Raw genomic sequence first — 16,385 nt, forward strand, 5'->3', positions numbered from 1 at the left:
CCGGCCGCATCACCGCCCCGCTCAGTAGCGGGGCTTGCGGGTCAGGGCGATGCCGCCGAGCAGGAAGGCGACGCCGAGGACACCGGCGACGATGGCCGAGGTGGTGTCGGCCGGCTTGTGGCTGGCGTCCATGACGGCGGTGAGCAGGCCCGCCACGGCGCTGATGTAGCAGAAGATCGTGATGAAGATCTTCACGTTGGGGTTCACTTGGGTGCCTTTCGTTCGGTGGTGCGAGGGGTTTTCCCAGGGGTTTCCTGCGGACCGCGACATGCGGGAGCGGTCGCGGCGACGGTGAGACCGAGCAGCATCACCCAGGCGTCGGGATCCGCACGGAAGCGGTTCCAGCGATCCGAGGCGAGGGCGAGTTCGGTCAGGGAGAGGACGCCCTGGGCCACGAGGGGCTCCAGGCGCTGCGGGCCCAGTTGCGGGGCGAAGGCGTCCGTGGGGTGATCGTCGTTGGTGGTGGCGAACGGTCGCAGGACGACGTCCTCGAAGCCCGCCGCCCTCAGCAGCCGGGGCAGGCGGCGGCCGATCGCGCGGTCCCCGCCCGCGGCACGTTGCGCGGCGGCCATCTTGGCGTGCACGCCGCCCAGTTCCGGGTAGGACGGGTCGGCGACGCCCCAGCAGGAGGAGTCGACCTCCGTGCAGGCGACCCGGCCGCCCGGCCGCAGCACCCGGCGTACCTCGGCCAGTACGGCGGCCGGGTCGGGCACGTGCTGCAGCACATAGCGCAGCAGGACGAAGTCGACGCTGTGGTCCTCCAGCGGCATGTCCGCGGCATCGGTGACCAGCAGGGTGACGCCGGGACCGGCGGCGTGGGCCAGGAGTTCGGCGTCGATGTCGGCGGCGACGAGCCTGGTGCCGCCCGGCAGCGCGGGGCGGAGCCGGCGGGTCACCGCGCCCGATCCCGCGCCGACTTCGAGCACGGTGGGGCGGGGACTGCCGGCGGTGGAGCAGATGCCGAGGTCGCGGAGGATGCGCAGTTCCTCGGCGAAGGAGAGTTCGGCCTGGGACTCCAGGCGGGCCAGCTCCGCCGGCAGTCCGCCGCCGGTGGTGCGGGCAGGGTCGTACGAGCCGCCCGGCGGGCGGACCGTTCCTGGGACGGGCGTGCTCATCGGGGCCTCGCGATCATCGTCATGCCGTGCTTCGGGCGCAGAGTGACCAGGGCCTCGGGCTCCACCTCGAACCCCCGGGCGGTCTCCAGCCGCACGGACTGGGCGAGAGTGGCGAGCACCAGCACCGCCTCGAGCAGGGCGAAGTGCTGTCCGACGCAGATCCGGTCACCACCGCCGAACGGCAGGTAGAGGTGGCTCGGAAGCGAGGCACCGTCGAAGCGGTCCGGGCGGTACGCGTCGGGGGCGTCCCAGTACGCGGGGTGCCGGTGCAGCACCCACTGGCTGACACACACGAGCGTGCCGGGCTCGACGTGGTATCCGCCGATGACGTCGGCGCCCACCGCCCGGCGGGAGATCAGCCACACGGGCGGGTAGAGCCGCATCGCCTCCTTGACGGCCCGCTGGCAGACCGGCAGGTCGGCGAGGTCCTCGGCGGTGGGAGGACGGCCGCCGAGCACCCGGTCGACCTCCTCGCGGACCTTCGCCGCCTCGTGCGGGTGCCGGTCCAGGAGATGAAGCGTCCAGGTCAGGGACTTGGCGGTGGTCTCATGGCCGGCCATGACGATGGTCAGCACCTGGTCGCGCAGGTCCTCGTCGGAGACCAGGTGGCCGGCGGACATCATGGTGTCCAGCAGGTTCCCGGCATGGCCGGAACCGGGACCCGGGCCGGGCGCCGACGGCCCCGCCGCACGCCGTGAGGCGATCAGCGTGCGGGTCACCATGTCCAAAAAGCCCCGCGCGCGGCTGAAGTCGGCGAACCGGCGTGCGGTGTCCGCCGGGTCGGGGTCCGGGTCGGGCACGTAGTGGCCGATGCACCGGTTGACGGCGTCCACCGCGCGTCCGAAGCCCTCACCTATGCCGTCGAGGTCGGCGCCGAGGATGGCCCGGGTGAGAATGCCCAGCGTGAGCGCGGTGAGGTGATCGTCCACCGCGAGCGGGGTGCCGGACTCGATCGCCGGACGCCAGCGCTCCAGCATGCCGGAGGTGGCCTCGGTGACGATGCCGTCGAAGGTCCTGACCGAGCTGGGCCTGAAGGCCGGGGCGGTCAGATGGCGCTGGCGGGCCCAGTCGTCGCCGTTACTGGTCAGCAGCCCGTTTCCGAGCAGCGGACGCAGCATCGCGTCGTCCGGGGTGCCTTCCTTGGTGTAGTTGGCGCCGTTGTCCTTCAGTACATGACGGGCGTATTCAGGGGTGTTGAGCAGGTAGACGGTCTCGCCGTCGGCCCGGTGACGGGTGATCCCGCCGTAGGTGCGGGCCAGTTCGGTGATGAAGGCGAGCGGCGACTCCCGCATCACCGCCATGTCGATGTCCCCCGGCGGGCCCGGTGGAAGGGCCTCGCCCCGGGGGCCTGACCGCGGGACGCGCGGCGTCGTGTGCGTAGGCACGGTGCGGACCACCTCCGTGATTCCTCTCATGTCATGTCAGGTCAGGCAGAACCGGATCGAGTCGGCCTCGGCGGGCGTACGCGCATACGTATTCCGCGCACCATACGTACTCGGAATTCCCGAATACGTACTCGCCGATCGACGATACGCATTCGGATGCGTATTCCGATGCGTAATCCAATACGTATTCACGGCTTCACCCGACCCGGAATCTACCGCACCCGCCGAACGTGCTCAATACTTACCTCTGGAGCCGGAACTGACGTCTTGGCAGCCTTCCAGACGGCGTGCAATTGTTCATTCGCCGGCAGCGACAAGAAGGCGCCGCAGGCAAACCGGAACCGAGAAAAGGAAAAGTCTTATGGCTTTGGACCAGCGGAAGCGGGCCGAGTTCGTCAACGGCTACACCCGCGCCCTGATCAGCGCCTGGTCGAGCGAGGAGTACGCGGCCCGGCTCCAGTCGGACCCGCGTGCCGCGCTCGCCGAGGCCGGCCTGGAGCTCCCGGCCGACGCGGAGATCGTCATCGTCTCCACCGCCGCCGAGGGCGAGCAGGAGGGCAACCTCGAGGTGCAGGTGGAGCTCTATGAGATCGGTCTGGCGACCGGTCGCTACGAGTTCCACATTCCCCAGACCCCGCAGATCGACACCGCCGAGCTGAGCGAGGGCGACCTGTCGGACATCGCGGCCGGCGGCAACTCCTGCTGCTGCCCGTGCTGCTGCTGCACCTGATCCACCCGATCAATCTGATATCCACCCAGGAGCGATCCAAGTGGCAACTGCCGTCGGGGAGAACCCCGTCTCGGTCCGTGGTCTTCGCAAGAGTTACGGCGACTGGCACGCGGTGCGGGGACTGGATTTGGACATCCATCCGGGAGAAGTCTTCGCACTGCTCGGGCCCAATGGCGCGGGAAAGACGACGACCGTCGAGATCCTGGAAGGCGTCCGCCAGCGAACCGGCGGTGACGTCCGGGTCCTCGGCTGTGACCCAGCCGAGGACCGGCGGGGGTGGCGCGCACGCATCGGCGTGGTGCCCCAGAACACCGGCGCCTACGCGGACCTGACGGTACGCGAGGTCGTCGAGCACTTCGCGGCGTTCTATCCGGCGCCGCTCCCGGTCGGCCAGGTGATCGACATGGTCGGCCTGGGCAAGCACGAGAAGAAGCAGAGCACGGACCTGTCCGGAGGACAGGCCCGGCGCCTCGACGTCGCGGTGGGCATCGTCGGCGACCCGGACCTGATCTTCCTCGACGAGCCCACCACCGGGCTGGACCCGGTGGCCCGCCGGGAGGCCTGGGATCTGGTCCGGTACTTCTCCGAGCGCGGTACCACCACCGTGCTCACCACCCACTACCTCGACGAGGCCGAGGCGCTCGCCCAGCGCGCCGCGGTGATCGTCGCCGGCAAGGTCGTCCTGTCCGGATCCCTTGCCGAGTTCGGCGCCCGTTCGCAGACTCCGACCACGGTCTCCTTCCGGATTCCGCCGGAACTCACGGGACGCGCGCTGCCTGTTCTGCCGCCGGGGGCGCAGACGCTCGCCGACAGCGGGGACGGCGTGCTGCGCATCGCCACGCACACTCCCACCGCGCTGCTGTCCGTACTGACCCCCTGGGCGCACGAGGCGGGCGTCGGGGAACTCCCCGAGCTGCGGGTGCACCGCCCCACGCTCGAGGACATCTACCTCGACCTGATCAGGGAGAACGTCAGCGGCACCGACCGCGGCACCGACACCCTCGGCCGCGCCGACGACGGCACCGACGACCTGACCGGCGACCGCACCAGCGAGGCGGGCATCCGATGACACTCACCGAACCCTCCACACCCTCTCCGGGCCGCATCGACCCGACCGTGCCGAAAGCGGAGCGTGCGATGGCCGAGTCCCCTCGGATGCCCGGCGTCTGGCGAGCCTCCGCGGCCCGTTCCAAGGTCGAGCTCAGGGCGTTCTTCCGCAACAAGCAGTCACTGGTCTTCACCCTGATGTTCCCGGTGATCCTGCTGGTCGTCTTCGGCTCGATCTTCTCCGGCAAGGTGGCGGGCACCCAGACCGACCTCAAGCAGGTCTTCATGGCCGGCATCGTCGCGGCCGGCGTGATGAGCACCGCCTTCTCCGGGCTCGCGATCAGCATCGCGATCGAACGGGACACCGGTACGGTGCGCCGGCTCGCGATGACGCCGATGCCGAAGTCCGCCTACTTCGTCGGCAAACTGGTGCGCGTAATCGTCACCACCGCGCTGGAGACGGCACTGCTGCTGGGCATCGCGCTGACCCTGTTCGGCCTTCCGCTGCCGAGCACGGGCGAACGCTGGGCGACCCTGGGCTGGGACCTCGCTCTCGGGACCGTCGCGTGCGCCATGGCCGGTGCGGCGTACTCGGCGCTGATCCCCAACAGCCGTTCCGCGGCGGCGATCGTGACGCCGGTCTTCATGGTGCTGCAGTTCATCTCGGGCGTCTTCTTCCCCTTCGGCCAGCTGCCGCGCTGGATGCAGACGGTGGCCGCGTTCTTCCCGGTCAAGTGGATGGCACAGGGCTTCCGTTCGGTCTTCCTGCCGGACTCCTTCACCGTGGTGGAGCCGGCCGGCAGCTGGGAGCTGGGACGCACCGCGCTGGTCCTCGCGCTGTGGGCGCTGGGCGGCCTGGTGGTCACCGCCCTGACCTTCCGCTGGCGCGGGCCGCGGGTCCGCTGACGGACGGTCGAGGGCCTCTGGAACCCCGGGCCGCTGACGGCCTGGGGACCACTGACGACCAAGGGACCGCTGACCACTGAGGGCCACTGACGACCAAGGGACCGCTGACCACCGAGGGCCACTGACAACCGAGGGCCACGCGTCTACCGACCACCGGTCCGCCGACGATCCCAGGAGCAGGACCATGACCACGGCGCCGGTGCGCCTGCCGGAGCACCTCGACCACCCCTTCTCCCCCGCGGGGCGGACCAACCCCCATCCGGCGTACCGGTGGCTGCGGGAGAACGATCCGGTGCACTACGACGCCGCCTCCCGGTTCTGGCTGGTCACCGGGCACGCCGACTGCCAGACGGTGCTCCGGGACCCGCGGTTCTCGGCGGCCGGGGGGCAGCGGGAGCGTGCCCGTGACGACCAGCTCCCCCCGTCGATGCTCACCACCGACCCGCCGGACCACCACCGGCTGCGGGCCCCAGGGGCACTGCTCCTGGGGCCGTCCGCCGTCCGGTCCGTCGCCGGCGATCTGGCCCGCGATGTCGACGAGCTGCTCGACCGGCTCGCCCGGCGCCCGGGGGCCGAACGCCCGGACGCGGTCGCCGACATCGGACGGCCGCTGGCCACCGCCGCCTTCGGGCGTCTCTTCGGGCTCGCGCCGGATGAGTACGCCCGCTTCGAGACCCTCGCCCGGGCCGCCTCCATCAACCTCGACCCGATGGTCCCGCCGGCCCGTGCCGCCCTCGGCCGGACCGCTGCCGCCGCCCTCACCCGCTATCTGGACGCGCACAGCGCCGCGTCGGCGCCGGGCGGCTGCGCCGCACCGCTCGCCGCGTTCGCGGCCGACGACCGGCTCACCAGGCCGGAGATGCTCGGCGTCCTCAACCTGGCGGTGGTGGGCGGCTGGCAGCCGCTCGCCGAGCTGGTCGGCAACGCGCTGTGCACCCTCCTCCCCGACCGCGCCGCGGTGCGCCGGCTCGTCGCCGGGGACGACGCCGACGGGGAGACGGGCGACGGGGACGGAGAAGCGGCCCGCCGCGCCGTCGACGAGCTGCTCCGTCTCGAGGCGCCCATCCCCTTCACCGCCCGGGTCACCACCGACACCGTGGACCTGGCCGGCGGCACCCTCCCGCCCGGCGCGCGCGTCCTTGCGGTGATCTCCGCGGCCAACCGCGACCCGGCCGTCTTCGCCGACCCCGACCGGCTGCGCGTCGACCGGCACCCCAACCCGCACCTCGCCTTCGGCGGCGGCCCGCACTTCTGCTTGGCCGCCCAGCTGGTACGGCAGGTGGGCGGCCTGCTGCTGCCGCGGCTGCTGCGCCGGTTCCCCGAGATGCGCGGCCCGGACGGTGCGCCCGACTGGGACCGCTGCCTGGTACCGCGGCGCCTGCGCGCCTTCCCCGTGGACCTGGGCGTCCCGGGCCCGGGCCCCCAGGACCCCGGCACGGCAGAGGAGGACCACGGCTGATGCGGGCCGACGTCATCGTGGTGGGCGCCGGCGCCGCCGGCCTGGCCTGCGCCGGGCGCCTCCACCGGGAGGGGCTGAGCGTGGTCGTCCACGAGGCCCGGGACCGGGTGGGCGGCCGGATCCACACGTTCCACCCCGCCGACGGCGGGCCTCCGCTGGAGCTAGGCGCCCAGGTGGTGCACGGCGCGCGCAACCCGGTGCACTCACTGGTCGGCGCCGACCGGATGGTCACCGTGCCGCGCCGGATCACCGCCCGCCTCGTCGAGGACGGCGGCAACCAGGACATGGGCGTCCTGAGCAGCCATGGCCGTCGTCCCCCCTGGCTGCTGGAAGCCGGGCTGCACCGGGACCCGCACCCCGGGGGCCAGTCGGTCGGCGCCTGGCTGCGCGCCCGCGGCAGCGGGCACCTCGAGGTACGGGCGGCGCGGGAGTGGTTCCGACAGAACTGGGCCGCCGAACCGGACGAGTTGAGCGCCCGGGGCGTGTCGGGCGCCCACCGGGGCGACACCGGCGCCGGCGAGGGCGAGTTCGCCGTGCGGGGCGGATTCGACCGGCTTCCGCTGCTGCTCGCGCAGGGCCTGCGGATCAGTCCCGGCGATCCCGTACACGAGATCCGCTGCCTCCCCGGACGGGTCGAGGCCGCCACCGTGCGGGGTACGACCAGCGCCTTGGCCGCCGTGATCACCGTGCCGCCCCCGGTGGTGGCGCAGGGTCGGCTGCGCCTCGTCGGGCCCGGGTCCGCGGCACTCGACGCGAAGACCGCGGCCGCCGGCCGGATACCGCTCGGCGACGGGTACTGCGCGGTGGTGACCCTGACCCGCGCAGCGCCCGGCACCGCCATCACCTTCGACGCCGACGGCAGGGGCGGCTTCGTCCGCTGCTCCGCGGGCCGGCCGGAGGTGCTGTTCGTGGCGAAGGCCGGGGCGGCCGGCGCCCTGCGCGCCGCCGTGCGCAGTACCCCGGCGCTGTCGTCCCTGCTGGAGACCGTCATGCCCTGGACCGCGGCCGCCCGGGTGGCCGGCCTGACCACCGCGGACTGGGGTCGGGACCCCTGGACCTCCGGCGCGTTCACGGCCCCGCGCACGGGCTGCGAGGACGCCGTACGGCAATGGGCCGCGCCGGTGGACGACACCCTCTTCTTCGCCGGCGAGGCGACCGTCACCGGCAGCCGGCTGCCCTGGGTGCAAGGCGCCCTGGCGAGCGGTGAGCGGGCGGCGGAGGAACTGCTCAAGGTATTGGCGAATCGATGACCATGGAATCCACAACTGTGCACAACGGCTGGTATCTGCTGGCCTTCCGGTCCGAACTGACCGAGGAGATCACCCCGCTGGAGGTCGGCCACCGCCGCCTGATGGCCGTGCGGGAGGACGACCGGATCCGGGTCTTCGACGCCGTGTGCCCGCATCGCGGCGCGCATCTCGGGTACGGCGGCAAGCGCCAGGGCGACTGCGTGGTCTGCCCCTTCCACGGGAAGCGGATCGCCCTCGCGGACGCCTCCAAGCGCTGGTCCGTGGCCGAGCACACGGTGCTCGCCTGGGGCGAGGCGCTCTTCGTCCGGCTCACCGGCGACCCGGGCGGCGACCGCGGCTTCGAGCGGGCCGTGCAGGCATGGGAGACCACGTACCCGCTGGTCAAGGCCGTCACCCTGCCCGTCGCGGTGGCGTCCGAGTACGTCGTGGAGAACGCCTTCGACCCCGACCACTTCAAGGCCGTCCACGGGGTGCCCGGCACCCGGGGGATGGCGACACGGACGGGCGGCAGCGGGGAGCTCGTGATCGAGGGCGAGTTCCTGATGCAGACCTCGCCCTGGCAGGACGCCCGCCGGCTGGAGGAAGTGCGCTGGGAGGCGGTACGCACCGGGACGGTGCGCTGGGACTACAAGCCCCGTTTCCTGGCCCGCGCGTTCAGCCCGTCCGTGGTGGTCACCGAATTCGGGCCGCCGGAGGAGGTGCATGTCATCGTCACCGGCTCGGTGCCGACGGCCGGGGGCGGCTGCGTCGCCCGGGTCGCGATCGGCGTGCGCGGCGATCAGCGGTCCGCGCTGCCCGCACTGATCGCGGGCAGCGATAAGGCCCTCGGCGAGGACAAGGTGGTCTGGGAGCACCTGGACCCCCACGCGACCGCCGACTACGACGCCCGCGACACACCGGTACGCGCCTTCCGCATGTTCTGCACCGGCTTCGGCGACCTGAGCGGAGCGTCGGGCGAGGCGGGCGCGACCGACGAGGCCGGTGCGGCGGGGGCGGCGCGATGAACGAACTCCGTCTGCACCGTTCCGGCAGTGGACCCGCCGTGCTCTGGCTGCATGGTTACACCATGGACTCCACCGTGTGGCGGCCGCTGTGGGACCGGCTGCCCGGCTGGGGCCATATCGGCGTGGACCTGCCCGGCCACGGCGGCTCCGCCCCCGTCCCGGCCGGGCTGACGCTCACCGAACTGGCCGGGGGGCTCGCCGAGATCGCCGAGGACACCGGGGCCCGCCGGGTCGTCGCGCTGTCCTTCGGTTCGATGGCCGCCGTACAGCTCGCCGTACAGCGGCCGCGACTGGTCGAGCGCCTGGTCGTGGCGGCCCCCACCCTGGCCGGTACGGCGAACGACGCGGCGGCGAAAGCGCGTTACCGCCAGCTGGCGATGCTGTACCGGATGACCGGTCCGGGGGAGCAGCTGGCCGACCTGTGGATGCAGTCGCCGCCCGACATCTTCAAGGGCACCGAGCGGCACCCGGAGGTACGGGCCGCGCTGCGGGCCGTCGTCGCCCGGCACAGCTGGGCGGAGCTCGGCAACGGCGCGATGGACGGCCTGACCGCCTGCCGTCACACCGAGGACGATCTGCGCCGGATCACCGCGCGCACCCTGGTGATCGTCGGTGACGACGACATGCCCGCGTTCGTCCGCAACGGCGAGCTGCTGCAGGCCGCGGTCCCGGACTGCCGGCTGCTGACCCTCCTGGAAGCCGGGCATCTGCCCCTCCTGGAGCGTCCCGCGGCGGTGGCCTCCCTGATCGCTTCGCATCTGGACTGAACGGGCGTGCGGACGGGGGGCAGGGCATGGCGCCCTGCCCCCCGTCCGCCTGCGCGGCGGTCGCCTCAGCGGCTGCGGCGCAGCGGGTTGATGACGCCGAAGGCGCCGGTCAGCGTCGAGGGGTCGACGAAGGAGCCGCCGGGACCGTGGGTGCGCCGGAAGTTCTCGACGAGCCCGGCGAAGGACGGGTCGGCCTTGACGCGGTAGGCGGCGAGCATGTTGACCCGCTCGGGCGTCGAGATCTCCTGCTCCGCGCGCAGCTCGTGGCTGCGGGACAGGTGGTACATGCCCTCGACCGTGTAGCCGCGGTCCAGCCAGCTCTGCCACAGCGCGTCGCGGTCCGCCTCCTGGCCCGCGAAGTACTCGAGGGCGCGCGGGCGTGGGCCCTCGGGCGCCGGGACCGCCGGCACCGGGTCCGCCCTCAGCTCCACCCGCCGCCCGCACAGGTACAGCACGCCGATGCCCTTGCGGACGCAGAGGTTGAGCGCCTCCGCGGCCGTGTCCACGATGGCCTCGCTCTTGTCGTTGAGCGAGGTGTTGCACAGGATCGGCACCCCGGTCGCGGCCCGGAAGGCGTCCAGCGCCCGGTGCAGCGCCGGGTTGGCCCGCGCGGTGACGGTCTGGTGCCGGGCCGAGCCGTCCAGATGAACGATCGCGGGCACCAGATCGCGCACTTCGGGCCGCACCTGGACCGCTTCGAGCATGTACGGCGACTCGCGGTCCGAGGCGAACCACTGCGGTGCGTGCTCCGCCATCACGACGGGCGCGACCGGCCTCCACCACTGGCGGCGCTTGATGTCGTTCAGCATGTCCTTGACCTTGGCCGACCGCGGGTCGCCGAGCAGGCTGCGGTGGCCCAGCGCGCGCGGCCCGAGCTCCGCCGGGCCGTCGACCCAGGCGATGACGCCGTCGGAGACATCGCCGACGAACCGGTCCGCCGAGAAGTCGGTGACCGAGGCGATCCACGGGGCGAACTCGGCGACGGCGTCCTCGGCGTCCGTCACGTCGCGGCCGAAGTAGGCCGAGTCGATGCGGAGTTCGGCCGTCCGAAGCGCGCCGGAGCCGTACAGGCCGAGCAGGCCCAGGCCGATGCCCTGGCCGGAGTCGTTGGCGCAGGGCGGGGTGATCAGCCCCTTGAAGCCGAACCGGTCCATCAGCAGGGTGTTGGTGGGGCAGTTGAGCGCGTAGCCGCCGCTGGTGGACAGATAGGTGTCCTCGGCCCGGATTCCGCCCGCCGCGAGCAGCCGCTCGACGTTGCGGACGGCGATGGACTCGCAGCAGCGCTGGACGACCTTCATCACGGCGCTGCGCAGGTGGTCCTCGCGGCTGAGCGCGGGGTCGAGGGTCCTTCCCTCCAGCCGGCGTTCGGCTTCGGCGACGATGTCGCGCACCAGATCATGTGCCTGCTTCCACGGTTGCGTCGCCGCCCCGCCGAAGAACGTCACATCCTCGATCGCGGCTTCGGTGTCGAACGGGATGCTGGTCGGTGAAGCCGAGGCCAGGGCCATCAGTGAGCCCGGTTCCAGGCCGAAGACGGTCTCGGCGGCCGTGTAGAGGGGTCCGGGTGACTCGACGGGCTCGAAGGTGATCTGCCCGGCCTTGGACACGCAGCCCGCGTACCAGTAGCGATTGGGGCGGTTCTCCTGCGCGTAGTCGGGGAGCGCGTCGATGGCCAGACCGATGATCTGTTCCTCGCGGAAGAGCCTGGTGTCGCGCATGACACCGCTGAAGAGGTGGGCCAGGCTGTGGACGGGGAAGTCCTCGGCACCGGCCGGCTTCGGCACGGGCCGGTCCTTCGGCAGACCCGGGGTGCCCCAGCAGGCGCTGATGTCGGCGAGGGTCAGGCCCTCCTCGGCCAGCAGGGCGTCCAGGAACGCCGTGGCGCGCTCCTCGGTGTAGAGCGGCCAGAAGTGGTGTTTCTGCCCGCTGACCCGTTCCAGCTCCCAGACGCGGACCAGCGTCAGCGCCGATCCCTCCTGCCGCCAGAGGGCGACGTTCTGGTCGTGACGCACGGAGAACACCGCGCCCGGTCCGGGCGGAGTGAGATAGGCGGACAGGAAATACTCGGTCACGATTCCTCTTTCCTCTGGCTGCCAGGACGAGGTATTTCCGGTCCACCGCGAGGGAAGGAGTCATCCCCGCCAAAGACCAGCCGCCTTCCCCGGCGTCGGTGACAACGCGGTCATTCAAACACGCCCACCGGAGCCCGTACATACCGAAAAACCGTGGTACGTACGGCCGCTATTTCCGGTGTACGTATGCGCAGTAACCGAATTCGGTATTCCGGCTGTTCTCGCGCCGGACGGCCGTCGTGGTCAGAGCCAGCCGCGGCGGCCCGCGTGGAGTCCGGCCTCGAAGCGGCTGCGCGCACCGAGCCGTTCCATCAGGTCCGCCATCATCCGGCGGACGGTGCGCAGCGACAGTCCGAGGTGCTTGCCGGCGGCCTCGTCGGTGTAGCCCTGGCCCAGCAGCCGGAGCAACTGCTGTTCCTGGCGGGTGAGTCCCTGCTCGTCCCGCTCCTGCGGGGTGCCCAGCGGTGTCGCGTCGGCCCAGACCTGCTCGAACAGGGAGACCAGGGCGGTGATCACACCCATGGAGGTGATCTGGACCGCGCCCTTGCGGGTGTCGGCCGGATCGAGGGGGACCAGGGCGACCTCCCGGTCGAAGATGACCATCCTCAAGGGCAGCGCCGGTACCGTCCGTACCTGGCCGCCCAGTTCGGTCAGCCACTCGGCGTGCTTGGTGGTCGCGCGGTCCTTGCGGACGCTGTCCAGGAAGACGGAGCGCATGCGCACGCCCCGGCCGAGGGCCTCCATGTTGAGCGGACGGCTCGCCTCCAGGGAGGCGGCGGACCGGGCTCCGCCGGGGCTGAACGCGAGGCACTCGGTGGAGATCGAACGGGTCAGCTCCTCCAGCCGGGCCTGCACGGTCGCCATGCCCATCAGCCGCTCGATCCGGTTGTTCTGCTCGCTCGCCGACTCGTCGCGGTACTCGGCCAGCATCCGGGTGATCGCGGCCTGGCTCTCCTCGAACTCCTGCTCACGGCGCTGCCGCTGCAATTCGTTGTGCTGCAGCAGGGCCGCCAGTCCGACCCGCGGATCGACGGGCAGCAGTCCGCCGGGGGCTTCACCGGGCACCTCCTCGGAAGGCCGGAGCAACCGGAGGTCGGCGAGCTGGTCGAGCGCGGCCCGCACCTCGGACTCGCTCATGCCCAGCCGTGACGACAGCTCCTCGACTCCCAGCTGATGGTCGGTCAGCATCAGTCGGTAAACCGCCTGTGTCGCACCATCGATTCCCCGCATGGCTGGCGTATCACCCCTCGCACGCACGGCCCTTGATCCCCCCGGCCCCCCGTTCGGGCGTACCGCCGACCGATCATCCCACGCCGCCGAGAGGGACGACAACCAGCCACGGCGTGATCCCCGCCGCAGCCGGCCCCACCGCTCCGCATTTGCGTGGCACCAAAGTGCCAAGGTGCTTTTCATGCCGCCCCGAAGATCTTCCGAAGCGTGGACGGCTCCAGCAGAATCCTTCCTGCCGGGAGGCCACGGGGGCCTTCCCAATCCGATACGCCGGCCGATGATGATTTCGCCCTCACCCGTGATGGCGGCACATCAGGAATTGACCTGCGGCCGTATATCGGAGCAAAGAATTTCCTGGGGGAATCATGCTTTCCTGTACCAAGCTCTCTGCGTCCGCTCTGCTCACGATGTTCGTTTCGCTGGGCGTGCTGGCCGGCCCGGCCCACGCGGCGGCGCACGGCACCCTGCCGGCCGGCACGACCACCGCCGTCTCCACCGCCGTCTCCACCGCCGTACAGACCGCCGTGCACGGCGGTGGGTTCGTCGGTGACGAGGACATCCACTGGGACTGAGACCGGCCCCGCCGTCCGCACCACCGATCCAAAAGGGCTGAGACAACCGTGCACATGGCCACCGCCACGCTGGTCGGACCGACCCCGGAGCACGTCCTGGACGGGACCCTGCTGGGCTCGCTGCTGTGGGCCGTGGCCGAGGAACGCCACGGGCTGGAGCACGTCAGCGTGGCCGCCCGTCCGGGGCGGACCGATGTGGTCCTCTTCTACACCGGCAACAGCCCCTGCGCGGCAGACGCGGCCGGCGCCGATCTGTGCCGCCGGGCGCTGTGGGCGGCCTCTCAGCTCCACGGCTGGCGCCTCGGCCCCGGGCCGCACTAGGGCGCGTCCGCGCCCGCGCACCGCACCGCACCGCACCGCACCGCTCAACGGAATGTGCAACAACCCGTCAGGAGACGCTGTGACGGCATGGGAACCGATCGTGCTGAACTTCTTCGGCATCGAAGTCGCTGTCATCTCGGCCGACCGGGACGAGGTCGCGTTCCACTTCGGTCCGCACATCGTGAAGAACCCCGGCGGTCCCGGTCAACTCCGCGTGGAGTTCTCCGCGTCGGCCGGTCCCGCCCCGGCGGAGTTCCTGGTGCGGCGCGGTGACGGCACCCCCTTGCTGCGCCGGGCCTTCCGGGGCTGGGGGAACGTGCCTCCTGCCCTGCCGCCCTTCGCCGCGCTGCAGGACCGGTTCTGCCTGGTGCCGGCCGTCGTGCTCGCCAAGGCAGGCGCGACGGTGGCGCTGATCGGCGGACCGTACGCGGAGCAGGCCAACGTCGGGGCGGCGCTGGCACACCGGTCCTGGGAGTTCGTCTCCGGCCGGCTGCTGGTGCTGGACCGCCGTACCGGGGAGGTCCTGCCGTATCTCGTCCCCCTGCAGGCGCGCGGCAGGGCAGCCGCCTGGCTGCGGGGCGCGGGACTGCCGAACGAGCTGTGCCTCGCGGTCACCTCGCCGGCCGGCGCCGAGGTGCTGCTGGTGCGGCCGGAGTGTCTCGGGCCGGTGGCGCCGGTCCGGGCCAGGCTGGGCCCGCCTACGCTGGTCCAGCTGTGCCGAAGTGCTGATGAAAGCGTCCGGTTGACGCCCGCCGAGTTCGCCGTGCAGGCATGGCCGGAGGGTTCTGCCGGGCTGCTCGACGCAGCGCCCGCCCACCGTCTGGAACTGCCCGGCGTCAGCGGGGCGGAGGAGGCGGCCGGGTTGATCGACCAGGAAGTACCTCACGAGGAGGGGGAAGCATGCCTTTACGTACCGACTACGCCGCCGGCACACCGTGCTGGGTTGACTGCATCACTCCGGATCTGACCGCGAGCCAGGCGTTCTACACGGCGCTGCTGGGCTGGGAGTTCACCACCGAGACGGCCGGCTACCACCTGGCCACGCTCGACGGGCACATCGTCGCCGGCTTCGGTGGCAGTCCGGCCGGAATGCCCCCGAACGCCACCTGGAACGTGTATCTGGCCACCAAGGACGCCGACCACACCTGCGTCGAGGTCGGGCGGCTGGGTGGACGGGTGGTGATGAACCCGGTGCCGGCGGGTGACGACGGGCGGCTCTTCCTCGCGGTCGACCCCTCGGGCGTGGTCGTCGGCTTCTGGGAGGGCCACCACGACGAGGGAGTGGTGCTCGCCGGGGAGCCCGGGACGGTCTCCGGGCACGAGCTGCGGGTGCCCGACGCCGTACGGGCCGCCCGCTTCTACGGCGAACTGTTCGGCTACCGGCTCGCCTCGCAGGACGAGCGGCTGGAGCTGGAACTGGACGGGTCCGCCCAGGCCCGCGTGGTCGAGAGCGACCAGGGCCGGCCGCTGTGGCTGCCGTACTTCGGCGCGGCCGACGCGGCGGACGCCGTGCGCCGGGCGCTCGCTCAGGGGGCGACGGTGGTCCGCTCCGGCCCGGGAGAGCCGACGGTGCTGCGGGACCCGTGGGGTGCCGAGTTCGGGTTGATCGGCGTCACAACGCCTTGACGGCCGCGCCGAGTTCGGCACGTCCCTTGATGGCGAGCTTGCGGTAGATCCGGCCCAGGTGGGTGTCGACCGTACGCTTGCTCAGGCAGAGCCGCTCGGCCACCTCCAGATTGCTCAGCCCCTGCAGGACGAGCTCGGTCACCCTGCGCTCGCTCGGGGTGAGCCGGACCGGGCCCGCGTCGCGCGTACCGATCACCGGGCCGCGATCCGGTGCCGGGCGGGGACGGGTGTCCGTACCGGGCGGCGGGTCGGCGGCGATGGTCCGGGCCGCGGCGTACTCGCCCAGCATCTGGTACGCCTGGGCGGCGTGGGTGCGCCACGGGACGCAGGCGGGGTTGGCGATGCCCCGCACGGCCAGCTGGTGGCCGCACTCCAGGAAGAGCCGGAGTGCCTCCTTGTGGTCGCCGCGCGCCGCCGCGACCAGCCCGCGGGCCTCCAGCACCACCGCCCGGACCAGCGGATGGGTGTCGGCGGGCAGCGCGGCCCGGGTGAGCCGCGACTCGTCGGGAACCTGGCCGCGCCGCAACAGGACCCGGATCCGCAGTGCGGTCGCCGCGCCGACCAGCTCGTCGGCATGGATCTGCGCCGCCAGCCGGGCCGCCCGGTCGGCGTCGGACAGCGCGGTGTCCAGGTGCCCCTGCCGGTAGGCGATGTCGGAGCGGGCCAGCAGCGCCAGCGCCAGCTCGCCCGGGTGGTTCATGCGCTGGGCCGAGCGGACCACCCGGCCGGCCCAGGCGGCCGCCTCGTCCAGCCGGCCGCTCCAGGCGAAGGCCATCGCCGCGCCGAGCACCCCGATACCCGCTTCGGCGGGTGAAGCGCCGCTCACGCACCGGGCCGCCAGCCGGACCGCGCGCCGGGGTGAGCGCCCCCCGGCCGCGGCCATGGCGGCCAGCGCGCCCAG

17 protein-coding genes are annotated in these 16,385 nt (G+C 72.2%); 11 read left to right on the forward strand and 6 right to left on the reverse strand.

The genetic code is table 11. The annotated features are described in order from the left end of the window. Nucleotides 1–21 precede the first annotated feature (21 nt). From ABT288_RS39935 to ABT288_RS39945, 3 genes are read right to left on the reverse strand one after another with little or no spacing between them, the layout of a single operon-like run. Entirely contained in the window at nt 22–207 is a 186-nt protein-coding gene (locus ABT288_RS39935) for a hypothetical protein (protein WP_351209663.1), read from the reverse strand. Continuing rightward, a complete protein-coding gene (locus ABT288_RS39940) occupies nt 204–1,115 on the reverse strand; it encodes a class I SAM-dependent methyltransferase (protein WP_351618904.1) in 912 nt (303 codons plus the stop codon). The genes ABT288_RS39935 and ABT288_RS39940 overlap by 4 nt, the downstream gene beginning before the upstream one ends. Next, a complete protein-coding gene (locus ABT288_RS39945) occupies nt 1,112–2,530 on the reverse strand; it encodes a cytochrome P450 (protein ID WP_351618907.1) in 1,419 nt (472 codons plus the stop codon). The genes ABT288_RS39940 and ABT288_RS39945 overlap by 4 nt, the downstream gene beginning before the upstream one ends. Nucleotides 2,531–2,861: 331 nt before the next feature. Between ABT288_RS39945 and ABT288_RS39950 the strand changes: the two genes are divergently transcribed. From ABT288_RS39950 to ABT288_RS39980, 7 genes are all read left to right on the forward strand, one after another. Then, complete coding sequence (locus ABT288_RS39950) at nt 2,862–3,230, forward strand: hypothetical protein (RefSeq protein WP_351618910.1); 369 nt, start codon at nt 2,862–2,864, stop codon at nt 3,228–3,230. A 40-nt stretch (nt 3,231–3,270) separates the two neighbouring features. Continuing rightward, complete coding sequence (locus ABT288_RS39955) at nt 3,271–4,299, forward strand: ABC transporter ATP-binding protein (protein WP_351618913.1); 1,029 nt, start codon at nt 3,271–3,273, stop codon at nt 4,297–4,299. Nucleotides 4,300–4,367: 68 nt separating this feature from the next. Further along, nucleotides 4,368–5,183 (forward strand): ABC transporter permease, encoded by an 816-nt coding sequence (locus ABT288_RS39960; protein ID WP_351618916.1) that lies wholly within the window; start codon nt 4,368–4,370, stop codon nt 5,181–5,183. Nucleotides 5,184–5,367: 184 nt separating this feature from the next. Further along, nucleotides 5,368–6,642 (forward strand): cytochrome P450, encoded by a 1,275-nt coding sequence (locus ABT288_RS39965; RefSeq protein WP_351618919.1) that lies wholly within the window; start codon nt 5,368–5,370, stop codon nt 6,640–6,642. Then, nucleotides 6,642–7,892, forward strand: coding sequence for a flavin monoamine oxidase family protein (locus ABT288_RS39970; RefSeq protein ID WP_351618922.1), 1,251 nt, complete (start codon nt 6,642–6,644; stop codon nt 7,890–7,892). The genes ABT288_RS39965 and ABT288_RS39970 overlap by 1 nt, the downstream gene beginning before the upstream one ends. Nucleotides 7,893–7,894: 2 nt before the next feature. Beyond that, nucleotides 7,895–8,896: a Rieske 2Fe-2S domain-containing protein gene (locus ABT288_RS39975; RefSeq protein WP_351618925.1), complete on the forward strand. Its 1,002-nt coding sequence runs from the start codon at nt 7,895–7,897 to the stop codon at nt 8,894–8,896. Next, entirely contained in the window at nt 8,893–9,663 is a 771-nt protein-coding gene (locus ABT288_RS39980; protein WP_351618928.1) for an alpha/beta fold hydrolase, read from the forward strand. The genes ABT288_RS39975 and ABT288_RS39980 overlap by 4 nt, the downstream gene beginning before the upstream one ends. Before the next feature lie 65 nt (nt 9,664–9,728). On the opposite strand, the gene ABT288_RS39985 is transcribed toward ABT288_RS39980, so the two are convergent. Continuing rightward, on the reverse strand, nt 9,729–11,735 hold the full coding sequence (locus tag ABT288_RS39985) for a carbamoyltransferase C-terminal domain-containing protein (protein WP_351618931.1): 2,007 nt from the start codon (nt 11,733–11,735) through the stop codon (nt 9,729–9,731). A gap of 243 nt (nt 11,736–11,978) precedes the next feature. After that, on the reverse strand, nt 11,979–12,923 hold the full coding sequence (locus tag ABT288_RS39990; RefSeq protein ID WP_351618934.1) for a LuxR C-terminal-related transcriptional regulator: 945 nt from the start codon (nt 12,921–12,923) through the stop codon (nt 11,979–11,981). A gap of 449 nt (nt 12,924–13,372) precedes the next feature. Here ABT288_RS39990 and ABT288_RS39995 point away from each other — a divergent pair, with 449 nt between their 5' ends. From ABT288_RS39995 to ABT288_RS40010, 4 genes are all read left to right on the forward strand, one after another. Then, the gene (locus ABT288_RS39995; protein ID WP_351618937.1) at nt 13,373–13,537 is read left to right on the forward strand and encodes a hypothetical protein; all 165 of its coding nucleotides are present in this window, start codon (nt 13,373–13,375) and stop codon (nt 13,535–13,537) included. 54 nt (nt 13,538–13,591) lie between these two features. Further along, nucleotides 13,592–13,858: a hypothetical protein gene (locus ABT288_RS40000; protein ID WP_351618940.1), complete on the forward strand. Its 267-nt coding sequence runs from the start codon at nt 13,592–13,594 to the stop codon at nt 13,856–13,858. Nucleotides 13,859–13,937: 79 nt separating this feature from the next. Continuing rightward, nucleotides 13,938–14,825, forward strand: a complete 888-nt coding sequence (locus ABT288_RS40005) for a hypothetical protein (RefSeq protein ID WP_351618943.1) — start codon at nt 13,938–13,940, stop codon at nt 14,823–14,825. Beyond that, nucleotides 14,759–15,484 carry a VOC family protein gene (locus ABT288_RS40010; RefSeq protein WP_351618946.1) on the forward strand — a complete coding sequence of 242 codons (726 nt, stop codon included), beginning with the start codon at nt 14,759–14,761 and terminating at the stop codon, nt 15,482–15,484. Before ABT288_RS40005 ends, ABT288_RS40010 begins: the two co-directional genes overlap by 67 nt. On the opposite strand, the gene ABT288_RS40015 is transcribed toward ABT288_RS40010, so the two are convergent. Beyond that, nucleotides 15,471–16,385: LuxR C-terminal-related transcriptional regulator (locus tag ABT288_RS40015; protein WP_351618949.1), on the reverse strand; the 915-nt coding region annotated here is incomplete at its 5' end. The two genes, ABT288_RS40010 and ABT288_RS40015, sit on opposite strands and share 14 nt — an antisense overlap.

Origin of the sequence: Streptomyces sp. NPDC001093 (assembly GCF_040298985.1) — a bacterium.
Taxonomy (GTDB): domain Bacteria; phylum Actinomycetota; class Actinomycetes; order Streptomycetales; family Streptomycetaceae; genus Streptomyces.